This window comes from Aphanizomenon sp. CS-733/32 (assembly GCF_028330045.1).
In the GTDB taxonomy this organism is placed as follows: Bacteria; Cyanobacteriota; Cyanobacteriia; order Cyanobacteriales; family Nostocaceae; genus Dolichospermum; species Dolichospermum gracile.
Genome location: NZ_JAQMSE010000114.1, coordinates 1 through 11,160 on the forward strand (window position 1 = coordinate 1; position 11,160 = coordinate 11,160).

16 protein-coding genes are annotated in these 11,160 nt (G+C 35.5%); 12 read left to right on the top strand and 4 right to left on the bottom strand.

Annotated features, from left to right (window positions below; genetic code table 11):
- Positions 1-13 precede the first annotated feature (13 nt).
- Complete coding sequence (locus PN471_RS08710) at positions 14-526, bottom strand: hypothetical protein (protein ID WP_271776508.1); 513 nt, start codon at positions 524-526, stop codon at positions 14-16.
- A 339-nt stretch (positions 527-865) separates the two neighbouring features.
- Between PN471_RS08710 and aroA the strand changes: the two genes are divergently transcribed.
- The 10 genes from aroA to PN471_RS08760 all read left to right on the top strand — a co-directional run bounded on the left by aroA (position 866) and on the right by PN471_RS08760 (position 5,610).
- Positions 866-2,215, top strand: a complete 1,350-nt coding sequence (gene aroA / locus PN471_RS08715) for a 3-phosphoshikimate 1-carboxyvinyltransferase (protein WP_271776509.1) — start codon at positions 866-868, stop codon at positions 2,213-2,215.
- 67 nt (positions 2,216-2,282) lie between these two features.
- On the top strand, positions 2,283-2,645 hold the full coding sequence (locus PN471_RS08720) for a hypothetical protein (protein ID WP_271776510.1): 363 nt from the start codon (positions 2,283-2,285) through the stop codon (positions 2,643-2,645).
- Positions 2,642-3,043 carry an HNH endonuclease gene (locus PN471_RS08725; protein WP_271776511.1) on the top strand — a complete coding sequence of 134 codons (402 nt, stop codon included), beginning with the start codon at positions 2,642-2,644 and terminating at the stop codon, positions 3,041-3,043. The genes PN471_RS08720 and PN471_RS08725 overlap by 4 nt, the downstream gene beginning before the upstream one ends.
- Positions 3,044-3,058: 15 nt before the next feature.
- Positions 3,059-3,295 carry a YgiT-type zinc finger protein gene (locus tag PN471_RS08730; RefSeq protein WP_271776512.1) on the top strand — a complete coding sequence of 79 codons (237 nt, stop codon included), beginning with the start codon at positions 3,059-3,061 and terminating at the stop codon, positions 3,293-3,295.
- Positions 3,296-3,352: 57 nt separating this feature from the next.
- Complete coding sequence (locus tag PN471_RS08735) at positions 3,353-3,616, top strand: type II toxin-antitoxin system RelN family antitoxin (RefSeq protein WP_271776513.1); 264 nt, start codon at positions 3,353-3,355, stop codon at positions 3,614-3,616.
- A 175-nt stretch (positions 3,617-3,791) separates the two neighbouring features.
- Complete coding sequence (locus PN471_RS08740; protein ID WP_271776514.1) at positions 3,792-4,019, top strand: hypothetical protein; 228 nt, start codon at positions 3,792-3,794, stop codon at positions 4,017-4,019.
- A gap of 12 nt (positions 4,020-4,031) precedes the next feature.
- Positions 4,032-4,412, top strand: a complete 381-nt coding sequence (locus tag PN471_RS08745) for a papain fold toxin domain-containing protein (RefSeq protein ID WP_271776515.1) — start codon at positions 4,032-4,034, stop codon at positions 4,410-4,412.
- 20 nt (positions 4,413-4,432) lie between these two features.
- Entirely contained in the window at positions 4,433-4,810 is a 378-nt protein-coding gene (locus tag PN471_RS08750) for a hypothetical protein (protein WP_271776516.1), read from the top strand.
- A gap of 233 nt (positions 4,811-5,043) precedes the next feature.
- Positions 5,044-5,196, top strand: a complete 153-nt coding sequence (locus tag PN471_RS08755; RefSeq protein ID WP_271776522.1) for a YgiT-type zinc finger protein — start codon at positions 5,044-5,046, stop codon at positions 5,194-5,196.
- 144 nt (positions 5,197-5,340) lie between these two features.
- The gene (locus PN471_RS08760; RefSeq protein WP_271776517.1) at positions 5,341-5,610 is read left to right on the top strand and encodes a hypothetical protein; all 270 of its coding nucleotides are present in this window, start codon (positions 5,341-5,343) and stop codon (positions 5,608-5,610) included.
- Here the strand turns inward: PN471_RS08760 and PN471_RS08765 are convergent.
- Positions 5,597-6,406 (bottom strand): DUF559 domain-containing protein, encoded by an 810-nt coding sequence (locus PN471_RS08765; RefSeq protein ID WP_271776518.1) that lies wholly within the window; start codon positions 6,404-6,406, stop codon positions 5,597-5,599. The genes PN471_RS08760 and PN471_RS08765 overlap by 14 nt on opposite strands.
- Before the next feature lie 238 nt (positions 6,407-6,644).
- Between PN471_RS08765 and PN471_RS08770 the strand changes: the two genes are divergently transcribed.
- Entirely contained in the window at positions 6,645-8,009 is a 1,365-nt protein-coding gene (locus PN471_RS08770; RefSeq protein WP_271776519.1) for an ATP-binding protein, read from the top strand.
- A gap of 373 nt (positions 8,010-8,382) precedes the next feature.
- Here the strand turns inward: PN471_RS08770 and PN471_RS08775 are convergent, their stop codons facing one another.
- Complete coding sequence (locus PN471_RS08775) at positions 8,383-9,021, bottom strand: histidine phosphatase family protein (protein WP_193895822.1); 639 nt, start codon at positions 9,019-9,021, stop codon at positions 8,383-8,385.
- A gap of 549 nt (positions 9,022-9,570) precedes the next feature.
- Positions 9,571-10,479 carry an AAA family ATPase gene (locus tag PN471_RS08780; protein WP_271776520.1) on the bottom strand — a complete coding sequence of 303 codons (909 nt, stop codon included), beginning with the start codon at positions 10,477-10,479 and terminating at the stop codon, positions 9,571-9,573.
- 393 nt (positions 10,480-10,872) lie between these two features.
- Between PN471_RS08780 and PN471_RS08785 the strand changes: the two genes are divergently transcribed.
- Positions 10,873-11,013: a nucleotidyltransferase family protein gene (locus PN471_RS08785; protein WP_271776521.1), complete on the top strand. Its 141-nt coding sequence runs from the start codon at positions 10,873-10,875 to the stop codon at positions 11,011-11,013.
- Positions 11,014-11,160 lie beyond the last annotated feature (147 nt).

The following is an 11,160-nucleotide window of genomic DNA, read 5'->3' on the forward strand; positions in this document are numbered from 1 at the left end:
CCCCCTGTTCCCTTCAATGCTGAATTTCTAAATTGAGAATATAACAACCCAATTGCACTTTTCCTGTCCAGAATTCGTATTCTAAACGGAGATGTTCTGGAAAAGGATGTCCACTGAGAGTGAAAGTTTTGGTAAAATTACGCAAACGGATAGGTTGATGGGGTTGTAATGATTCATTTGGCAACCAAAAACGACTAATGCCATATACACCTAACTCCCAAAAGTGACGGTAACTGACTTGTGCATTACCTTGCATTGTCATAATTAACCGCCGAGATGAAATTTCTAGCCATAAAATTCTGGGACTGCTAGGAGGAGAAAAATTGTTTTTAGTTGGGTGAATTGTATCTTCGTGATTGAAATAACTGCCTACCTCACAACTAATCAGAGGTGGTGCAGTTAATAGTAAATGAAATTTATCTGTATCCTTTTGAATTAAAGTGCCAGCAGTGTCAACCACAGACCAAATCGGTAAGTCCGTGGAAATCATTGATAAACATACGGGTTTGCGGTGGTGAGTTAGCATGAGAGTGTGAGGGGTTACAAATAAAGAATAAAAGTTGAGCGATTTTCTAAATTGCTGATTCTGCCTACTATTTAACGTTACGGCTGACGTTTTTGGTGGAAGCAACAAAAAACAAGACATTCAAGCAAGATGTCTAATAAATAGTAAAACCTGGTTCATCGTCAGCAAATATTTTGATTTGTTAATCTAGACAATTCAATATGGTATTATCTGTCACCTGTTATCTACCAGAAGAAAGATTATAGTTGCCAAAAAGCGGTAGGATACTAAATTGGAAGTGAATAGTGATAAACAAGTCGCTGTTTAGCTTTTATTCTATTCAAAAGTCATTGTATCCTAATGTCGGCTATTGTTATTACTTTAGAAACTCAAGCAAACTCTTCGGATCACTTAATTATTCAGCGCCCTGCGGCTGGATTGTCTTTGCAGGGACGTATCCGAGTTCCTGGTGATAAGTCTATTTCCCATCGCGCTTTGATGCTGGGGGCGATCGCACAAGGGGAAACTCAGATTCAAGGACTGCTGTTAGGTGAAGACCCCCGTAGCACTGCTGCCTGTTTTCGGGCGCTAGGGGCGGAAATTTCGGAATTAAATACAGAATTGGTGAAAGTTAAAGGCATCGGTTTAGGCAACTTTCAAGAGCCTGTAGATGTCTTGGACGCTGGTAATTCTGGAACAACGATGCGGTTGATGTTGGGGTTGTTAGCATCCCATCCAGGGCGATTTTTCACGGTGACAGGTGATGGTTCTTTGCGATCGCGTCCTATGTCCCGTGTCGTCAAACCTTTGCAACAAATGGGGGCGCAAATTTGGGGACGTAAGGCTAATACTCTAGCACCTCTAGCCATTCAAGGACAAGCCCTGCAACCGATACATTATCATTCTCCCATCGCTTCGGCGCAAGTTAAATCCTGTATCCTTCTCGCGGGTTTAAACACCGAGGGAAAAACCACCGTCACCGAACCCGCTTTATCACGGGATCATAGTGAACGAATGTTAAGGGCTTTTGGCGCAGAATTAACTGTAAATTCGGACACTAACAGCGTTACCATTACTGGTGGGGCGAAACTCTACGGACAAACCGTAATTGTTCCTGGTGATATCAGTTCAGCGGCTTTTTGGTTAGTTGCGGGGGCGATCGTTCCCGGTTCAGATTTGGTAGTCGAAAATGTCGGTGTGAATCCTACCCGCACGGGGATTTTAGAAGCTTTGGAATTAATGGGGGCAAATATTCAACTAGAGAACCAGCGGGAAGTAGCGGGAGAACCTGTGGCTGATCTCCGTGTCCGTTCCGGTGGTTTAAAAAGCTGTACGATTGCCGGTGATATCATTCCCAGATTAATTGATGAAATTCCTATTTTGGCAGTGGCGGCGGCTTTTGCTGAGGGGACAACAATTATCCGGGATGCGGAGGAGTTAAGAGTCAAAGAGAGCGATCGCATTACCGTAATGGCACAACAACTCAATAAAATGGGGGCAAAAATCACCGAACTACCCGACGGGATGGAAATTACCGGTGGTACTCCCTTAGTCGGTGCGGAAGTAGATAGCCATACAGATCATCGCATTGCCATGAGTTTAGCGATCGCCGCCCTTAACGCTACTGGTACAACTACTATTCACCGCGCCGAAGCTGCTGCTATTTCTTATCCCAACTTCACAAACACACTACGGGAAATTTGTCAATAATTTTTAGGGACAGGGAATAGAGAACTGGGGTATAATTGATAAACAACAAATATTCTTAATCAGCATTATGACTACAGTTGCCATTTTACCTATATCAAATGCCAGTGGTGAAAGGTCTTATCGTGCCATTGCTGGAGATAAACAGTCTGTTGGCAAAACTGCCGGTCAAGCTTTAGATGCTTTGACTACACAGTTAGGTGAAGTTGAATTTCGGGCATTATTAATTATTGATAATTTTCATCCCGATCAATTCTTCACTGAAGATCAACAACAACGTTTATCCGAACTAATGACTATCTGGAGAATAGCACGAGATCAAGAACGGAAACTTCCGCCAGAAATACAAATTGAGTTAGATAATCTTGTTAATCTTGAACTCAATGCTGCTACTGCTAGAACCGCATCCTTAGCACAACAATGGAGTCAATGAATCAATTTTATCATCTTGTAGCAGATCGCGCCATTCATCGTTGTGAATATTGTCATGCACCGGAATTAGTATTTAATTTTCCCTTTGAAGTTGAACACATAGTTCCTACTTCTCGCGGAGGTACTAATGCTGAAATTAATCTAGCTCTTTCTTGTCGTTCTTGTAATCTTCGTAAAGGTTCTCGTATTAGTGAAATAGATCCTGAATCTAATATTGAAGTTCGTCTTTTTAATCCTAGAGAAGACCTATGGGAAGAGCATTTTCAGGTTAATTCTGAAACTGGTTTGATTATAGGTATAACATCTATTGGTAGAGTAACTGTAAAATGTTTAGAACTAAATAGTCAATCACAAGTGATAGCAAGACAATTATGGATTCGTTTGGGATTATTTCCGTAAGATAAACAAGAGGTTATGATGTTAAGCTGTCATAATTGTGGTTCAGATAAATTTACTGAAGAATTAGTTAATGAAACTTTTGAAATCGAAGGTAAACTAATTTTATTTGAGGGTATTCCAGCTAAGGTTTGTTATCGTTGTGGAGAAATAAACTTTAGTAGTGAAACTGCTGAAAATATTCGTTTAATGTTCAATAGTAATCAAAAATCTCAGAGAAAAATTGAGATTGATGTTTTTGCTTTTTCTGCTTAACTGATAACTTGAATGAGTCATTGAAGAAAACTTTTAATCAATATTCAGGAGAAAATTATGGTAAATGTAACTATCACGAATGGTAATCAAAATAGTCAAGAATATCTCTATGAGTTATTAACTAGAATAATTCATCCACTTAAACAAGTCAGAGTCATTATTCTTGTATCAGATGAAACTGAATCTTATCCTGATGATACCTCCGTTATGGAAATTAAAGCAAGTTTAAAAACAGCATTACAAGAAGCGAAAGCAGGAAAAAGAATACCTTTAGAAAAAATGTGGGAAGGAATTGATGCAGAATTAGCCTTTCTTAATTAATGTTGATTTAACTCCTGAATATCAGAAGAATTTAAAATATTTAGCCAAAAAGTATCGAAATATTCGCTCTGATACTCAGTTTTTTATTACGGAATTACAAAAAGGAAATTCATTATGAGATAGGTTAAGTGGTTTGTGATATAATATCAATACCATAAACAATAGGAGATGTTTTATGAATCAAACTATCAATAAAATTGTGGAATCAATAGAGTCTCTTTCTAGTGCAGAAAAGTATTTATTATTTGAGCAATTAGCTAAAAGAAAATTATTTAATGGTTATGAAAAACTATATCCAGATGGCGGAGAATCTTTAGAAATAGCTCAATCTGATTTTAATGATTATCTTTCTAATTTAGAAGATTATGAAGATAGATTGGCAAAAGGAGAAATTAAGTGGTAGATTTAAAAATGAATGAAGTATTTAACACTAAAACAAAAACAAGATTTAGCAGAAATCGCTGACAGTTATCCTAATTTACAATGCGTTCAATGTGCTTTAGCTATAAAAAACTATTTACAACTGCTAGGAATCCAAGGCAAACTAATTACAATTAATACACAAGCTGATTTAGATTATCGTAATTGTTTTCTTTATGATGATAGTATTGGAGGTGATGCCATTTCAGAAACAGGATATCATGAAGGAGTGGTAGTTATAATAGATGAGATGGAAATTGTTTTTGATAATCATCATCCTCAAGGAATAGCAAAAATAGAATGGTTAGCTAATTTTCAACTTTTTGGTAAAATTCATTTAGGACAAGAGTTAATAGTCATTGAAGAAAACTTTTAATCAATATTCAGGAGAAAATTATGTTAGATATAACTATCGCTAATGGTAATAAAAATAGTCAAGAATATCTGTATGATTTATTAACCAGAATTAAACAACGTCCAGGAATGTATTTAGGAAAAGTATCTATAACTCGGTTAAAAATGTTATTGATTGGTTATAGTATGTCCAGAGGTGAGTTAGGGTTACAACTAACACAACAAGAAAAACAATTTGCTCAATTTCAGAAATGGATACAAGGGAAATATCAAATTAATTCTACTGAAGGTTGGGAAAGTATTATTTTGTCTCAAGTAGAAGATGAAAAATTAGCTTGTGATTTATTTTTTCAATTATTGGAACAATTTAAGACTGAAATTTTAGAGTTGGATAAACTGACTGTAACAGTAGGAAAGTAATACTATTGTATCGTTTTAATAACTCATATTAAGATGAAAATCGTCCTTTACATTTACAGGTATCAAGACGAGAATCTGATATTTTAACTATTATTAGTTTATATGAGCCTAATCAAACCGAATAGATCAATTATTCTCAAAGGAGGTTATAATGTTAAGTTGTCATAATTGCGGTTGGTGATAAATTTACTGAAGAATTAGTTAATGAAACTTTTGAAATCGAAGGTAAACTGATTTTAGTTGAAGGTATTCCAGCAAAGGTTTGTTCTCGTTGTGGAGAAATAACCTTTAGTAGTGAAACTGCTGAAAATATTCGTTTAATGTTGAATAGTAATCAAAAATCTCAGAGAAAAATTGAGATTGATGTTTTTGCTTTTTCTGCTTAACTGATAATTTGAATAAGTCAGGTTGTCATTTTTATGACACTTTCTTTCACTATAATTGATAACCAGTATGTTCAATTTGGCAATTTTAAATATCTGATGTATAATTTAGATATATCTTAGTAAGAATCACTCCATCTAATTGCTATGGAAACAATAACTTTAAATTCTCATGTTGGTGAAGATGGAATATTACATTTAGATATTCCTGTAAATATGGTTAATGCTGATTTAACTATTACTATTATTTTAAAACCTAGTGATGATTTTCCACAGGAAAATAAACCCAAAGGAAAAGGTTGGCCTGCTAATTTTTTTGAGGAAACATCAGGATGTTTAAAAGATACTCCTTTAACTATAGATTCTGAATCTTGGATTTCGTTTCCTCAACCCAATCTACTTGCTAAAAGGGAATAACATCTGGATCTGGTACAATTTTCACAGGTCGCCGAGATGGTGCAGTTTTTTGATTTACATTAATATCTATTGTTGTTGTTTTTTCTTCTGCACTTACCCTTGTTTTAATATTTTCATTCTCATAAACCTCAGAAGGAAATTGAGTGACATCAAATAATTCCAAAAATTCATCAATAACGTTAGCGGGATCATTTAAACATTCATTTGCTGTAAATCGTGTACAACTAATACCATTTCTTTCAAAAAGTCGATCTCTTTGATGATCTTTTGCGGCTGACTGATGATATTCTTGTCCATCAACTTCTAGTATTCGTGAATTACCTTTATAATAAATCAAGAAATCAGCTTCTTTAGTCTCTGTTATTCCAATCCTAGTTGTAATTCGGCATCTAGCATTTGCAAAAAATAAAATTTTTCTTTTCTCTAGTTCTTCAGCAATTTTCTGTTCAGCAGGAGAACGTAATTGCAAACCATTCCAAGTAAAAGCTTCATCCGTAGATTCAGAAGATTGATATTGTGGTTGTTGAGTAGGAATTAAACCTGGAGTTTTAGACTTTACAGCCTCATCTAACCTAATTTTTTCTCTATCATTATCAGTATATATTCTCCATGTATGTTGTGCCTTGTAACCACCTGGTTGTCCTTTGTACTCAATAATGTATTGACCGAGAATCATTCTCTTATCTAGTTTCCTGCGAACATTAGCTTGTAGCCAATCTGAAGTCCAGACTTGTTGAGGTGCAAGCCTTGATAAAACTTTTAACATTAAAGTTGTATCTAATATATGATCTCCCATATTGATTTTTAACCTCTTGTACTTGATTTTATTGAAACACTCAATTTATCTGGTTGTATGAGTTTAAGTCTTAACTCAGTCTAAGTATGCCAAAATATCAGTATTTTAATCATTCTGATATAAACGGATTTATACGGTTGTTTTATTACAAAATACTAAGCAAAAAACCTGAAAAGATAGGAAAAAATTGAACAATATTCATCTATAATGATTACAACCTTTACAATGTATAGCTTGTATGAATGTAAACGAAGTTGTAACATTTGTTGATAAGATAGTCTTTGAAAAAACTGGAAAGCATTTAGACGACGTTCAAGCTGCTGTAGTTCAGGGAACATGGGAAAGACGCACCTATGATGATATTGCACAAGAATTTAATGTTACTAAAAATCATGTAGGAGATATAGGTGCTGAATTATGGCAACTTTTGTCCCAAGCATTAAATGAAGATATTAAAAAAACTAATTTCCGTTCTACATTAGAAAGAATATATATTAAATCATCTCCACATTCTCTAAATGTTTATCATATACATGGAAATAATAATAATTTTTATCATCCACAAACCTTAAATCATCCTAATAAAGAAACTCAAGAAACTAATATAAATACTCAACCTAAATCAAATAATCATGATTTAACCTTAGCACCCCAAATCATCAACTTTCATAATAGAGAAACAGAACTACAAACCCTTTTCCATTGGATATTAAATCAAAATGCTCATTTAATCTCAATCTTAGGATTATCCGGTATTGGTAAAACCACACTTATTAAAAGATTTATAGACTTACATCAACAAAAGTTTGATGCTATAGTTTGGAGAAGTTTAAAATCTCCTCAATCTCTAGATTTATTACTTGATGATTTACTAAAACATCACAAATTAGACTCATTACCAACAATAAATGATAAATTAAAGCAATTATTTGATCTTCTCACAAATAAAAAATGTTTAATCATTCTTGATGATTTACAAAATATCTTTATTCCTCATCAATTCGCAGGTAAATATCAACCAGAATATCAAGATTATCAAACCTTATTCAAAATGATTATAGAAACGCACCATCAAAGTAGTTTCATCTTAATTAGTCAAGAACAATGTCCAGAAATGGAATGTTTAGATGAAGAATTATATCCTATTAAATTTTTAGAATTATCCGGTTTAGATAGTCCAGAAATTCTCAACAATACCGGATTAAAAAATGAGGATAGTTGGTTAACATTAATCAATTTATATCAAGGTAATTTGTTTTATTTAAAAAGTATTAGTATATTAATCAATAAAAATTATGATGGTCAAATTGCTGATTTTTTAGCGGAAAATACTTTACATATTACCAATCAAATGCAGTCTCATTTTCAAGAGACATTTCACAACCTATCACCCCAAGAACAACAAATCGTATTAGAACTAAGTAAATTTGAAAACCCTATTTCCAGAGAAGAATTAAGACAAAGTTTAAATTTATCATCAGTTGATTTTAATAATGGTTTACAGTCTTTACAACAACGGTATTTAATCACGAAAATCAAAGAAGATAAAATTCTGTTTAAATTGTCTCCAGTTTTTCAAGAATATGTGAGAACTTGTTGTTAATACGAAAATCTTAGCATCCAATGGAGAGCGATCGCATTACCGTGATGACATAACAACTCAATAAAATGGGTGCAAAAGTCACCGAACTACCCGATGGTAACCACCATTTACCGCGCTGAAGCTGCTGCTATTTCTTAGATTAAACAAGCCTTCTTTAATGTAATTGAAGCAAGAGGAAGGGTAAATTTATTGTCTGAAGATGTTCAGAAAATTCTGATAAAATTTGAACAAAAACTTCAAGAAACAGGTGAAATTGAATTTAATCTTTTACGAATATTGCTAGAGTCTTTAGGATTAAAAGTAGGTTTAATGGTAATATGAATTGCTGTAAGTGTTGGTTTTCGTTACTCAGTGACTCCTGACTCCTGCTATATTATGTTCCTGGACGAGAGCGAATATGATCTGGTAGATGATGGCGATCGCCTAATATTTCCAACAAAGGACCATTCACATCAAATTTAACCATACTTACTGATGCCACCAAAATATTGACCCGATAACGATAGCGTCCCAAATCAATCCCCAGTAAACTGCAAAGCATAATCCGAATCGTGGCTTTATGGGAAACGACTAAAACATTACCTTGGGGATGTTTTTCTTGAATTTCCGCAATTACAGGCATAGAACGGTTAGCAATCTCTACCGCAGTTTCTCCACCAATGGGTGCATTCCAAGCGGGTTCTGTCAACCATTTTACATAGTTTTCTGCATAATTTTCTTGAGCAAAAGATTTACTCTTAGTTTCCCATTGTCCATAACTACCTTCCCTGAGTCCTTCCCGCACCTGCATCTCCATACCAGTAGCATCACAAAATGGCTTGGCGGTTCCAAGGGCGCGTTTCATCGGACTAACATAAACCGCTGACCAGTGCAATTTTTGATAAACATCAGCAAAACTAGATGCCATTTCCATCCCTGCGGGTGTCAAATCTGCATCAGTTTCACCACAGAAATTACCACTTTGACTAAAAGTAGTTTCGCCATGTCGCAGTAAATACAAATTGAGTGTCATAGTTTGTATGGTGATGGGGATAAAAGAGTTTGTACAAAAATAAAATAACATCAATCTCACTATTGAATCTGTAACAGCAGTACATCGAGTTTTCTGTATCTGTGCCATAATCAAATTAACCTTTTCGGTGTTGCTGAGTAAAAGTATGATTTTATTATGCCTACGGCACGCTGCGCGAACACGCAGAGGCACTCCAGTCGCAGAGAGTAAGAGTTTCATTTTTTTGATTTTTCAATTTCATACCTCAATTCAGCAACGCCCGGTCTAATTCAGAAAGGTTAGGAGGATGATCTCTTCTTTTTGATAAATATTTATATATGCACCAACAGGAATAATAACAAAGCCTAATAAAATCAAGTTAAAGCTCTCCTTGCAGACATTAATTCCCATCCTTGCTCACCCATACGGTTCATACCGCTATCAAAAATAACATCTTCAAAACTTTCAAGGTTTCTCATCAGTTTGGGATTCAAATTATTTAAAGACTTTACCCCTTATCCCTATAGGTTTTTGGGAGGTTGTACCTTGTACCCCCCATAATATTTTATATTAAGGAATAGGCACAGATCGTAATAATCGTTCAACTATAGTTTTTGCATTGCGTCCCCCTCTAGGAATCAGACGATGACAAAGAACGTGCGGTGCAAGAAACTTAACATCATCAGGAAGAGCATATTCCCTACCTAAAATAAAAGCCAAAGCTTGAGCGGCTTTTTGTAAAGCGACAGTACCACGAGGACTAACACCAAGAGTGATTTCTTCATCCTGTCTAGTAGTCCGCACCAATTCCAAAATGTATTGTTGCAAAGATACTTCTACCTTAACTTGGGAACAAGCTTGGCGTAATGCTTGGACTTCTTCTAAAGTAATACAAGGCTGTAAATTAGCAACCTTGAAACCTGCTTGCAAATTTTCCAACATTTGCATTTCCTCAGATTCCGAAGGATAACCCAAACTTAAAGACAGCATAAATCGGTCCATTTGCGCTTCTGGGAGGGGAAACGTCCCTTGGTACTCAATGGGGTTTTGGGTAGCAATTACAAAGAATGGCTGCGGAACTAGACGAGAAACACCATCAACCGTTACCTGATGTTCTTCCATAACTTCCAGTAAAGCCGACTGGGTACGTGGTGTAGCGCGGTTAATTTCGTCCGCCAGGAGGACGTTAGCAAATACAGGACCTTGTAGAAATGTAAATTCCCCAGTTTTAGGATTCCAAATATTTGTACCGGTGATATCTGTAGGGAGTAAGTCAGGGGTACATTGTAACCGTTGAAACTTACCATCTACAGAACGAGCTAGAGACTTGGCTAAAAGGGTTTTACCGACACCGGGGACATCTTCTAGTAAAGCATGACCACCACCTAGTAAAGCTACTATCACTAAGCGTATAGCTTCATGTTTACCAACAATGGTACGAGCCAAATTCTGTGTTAAAGCGTCAATTTTTTCTCTCATGTAGTACCTGGGGGGGGAAATGTAGAAGGAGAAGTCCTGGCGAATAAAATTCGCGGTTATACTCAAAACGGTTGTGACATGGACTTTTGTAAAATCACGAAAACCCCAGATTTGTAGGGGTTTAGCAGTGCTAAATGGTTTTACTTTTAACAATACCTTGGTCAAAAAAAGAGTATGAAGAGAGGGCTGATGTAGTAGAGTTATAATCTTCCAAAAAAACAACTCGAAAGCCACAAACAGCCCATGTTCAATATCCTAACATTGTTGCAATGCCTACTACCAGGTTTATGTATCAAATAAACTGCCTTTGTTTTACTCTTTATGAATGATTTTTTTCGCTTGTGAGAAATCCGGGTACTATCTTAATATAGAATTGGTTTAGGAAAATAAAGCATGAAACAAGATGAGGTACTGGCAACTTTAGCTGCACATAGAGAAAAGTTGCAGGGACTGGGAGTAAAATCCCTTAATTTGTTTGGTTCAGTGGCGCGGGATGAAGCTAGTTCAGATAGCGATGTAGACTTTTTAGCTTAATCAGCAAAAGCCCCACGTCTCACTCTTAGGAGCGTGGGATGAATGCGCGTGAGTTGAGTTGCGTAGCCCAAATTGTATTTGAGCGTAGCGAAAACAAAGAAGGCTACAGCGACGAAACGAACAAAATATTGATTTTATGTTATTATA

What these genes read in the sequence shown, in the direction of transcription:
- PN471_RS08710 (WP_271776508.1), bottom strand. Translation starts at nt 526, where the DNA reads ATGCTAACTCACCACCGCAAACCCGTATGTTTATCAATGATTTCCACG.
- aroA (WP_271776509.1), top strand. Translation starts at nt 866, where the DNA reads ATGTCGGCTATTGTTATTACTTTAGAAACTCAAGCAAACTCTTCGGAT.
- PN471_RS08720 (WP_271776510.1), top strand. Translation starts at nt 2,283, where the DNA reads ATGACTACAGTTGCCATTTTACCTATATCAAATGCCAGTGGTGAAAGG.
- PN471_RS08725 (WP_271776511.1), top strand. Translation starts at nt 2,642, where the DNA reads ATGAATCAATTTTATCATCTTGTAGCAGATCGCGCCATTCATCGTTGT.
- PN471_RS08730 (WP_271776512.1), top strand. Translation starts at nt 3,059, where the DNA reads ATGATGTTAAGCTGTCATAATTGTGGTTCAGATAAATTTACTGAAGAA.
- PN471_RS08735 (WP_271776513.1), top strand. Translation starts at nt 3,353, where the DNA reads ATGGTAAATGTAACTATCACGAATGGTAATCAAAATAGTCAAGAATAT.
- PN471_RS08740 (WP_271776514.1), top strand. Translation starts at nt 3,792, where the DNA reads ATGAATCAAACTATCAATAAAATTGTGGAATCAATAGAGTCTCTTTCT.
- PN471_RS08745 (WP_271776515.1), top strand. Translation starts at nt 4,032, where the DNA reads ATGAAGTATTTAACACTAAAACAAAAACAAGATTTAGCAGAAATCGCT.
- PN471_RS08750 (WP_271776516.1), top strand. Translation starts at nt 4,433, where the DNA reads ATGTTAGATATAACTATCGCTAATGGTAATAAAAATAGTCAAGAATAT.
- PN471_RS08760 (WP_271776517.1), top strand. Translation starts at nt 5,341, where the DNA reads ATGGAAACAATAACTTTAAATTCTCATGTTGGTGAAGATGGAATATTA.
- PN471_RS08765 (WP_271776518.1), bottom strand. Translation starts at nt 6,406, where the DNA reads ATGGGAGATCATATATTAGATACAACTTTAATGTTAAAAGTTTTATCA.
- PN471_RS08770 (WP_271776519.1), top strand. Translation starts at nt 6,645, where the DNA reads ATGAATGTAAACGAAGTTGTAACATTTGTTGATAAGATAGTCTTTGAA.
- PN471_RS08775 (WP_193895822.1), bottom strand. Translation starts at nt 9,021, where the DNA reads ATGACACTCAATTTGTATTTACTGCGACATGGCGAAACTACTTTTAGT.
- PN471_RS08780 (WP_271776520.1), bottom strand. Translation starts at nt 10,479, where the DNA reads ATGAGAGAAAAAATTGACGCTTTAACACAGAATTTGGCTCGTACCATT.
- PN471_RS08785 (WP_271776521.1), top strand. Translation starts at nt 10,873, where the DNA reads ATGAAACAAGATGAGGTACTGGCAACTTTAGCTGCACATAGAGAAAAG.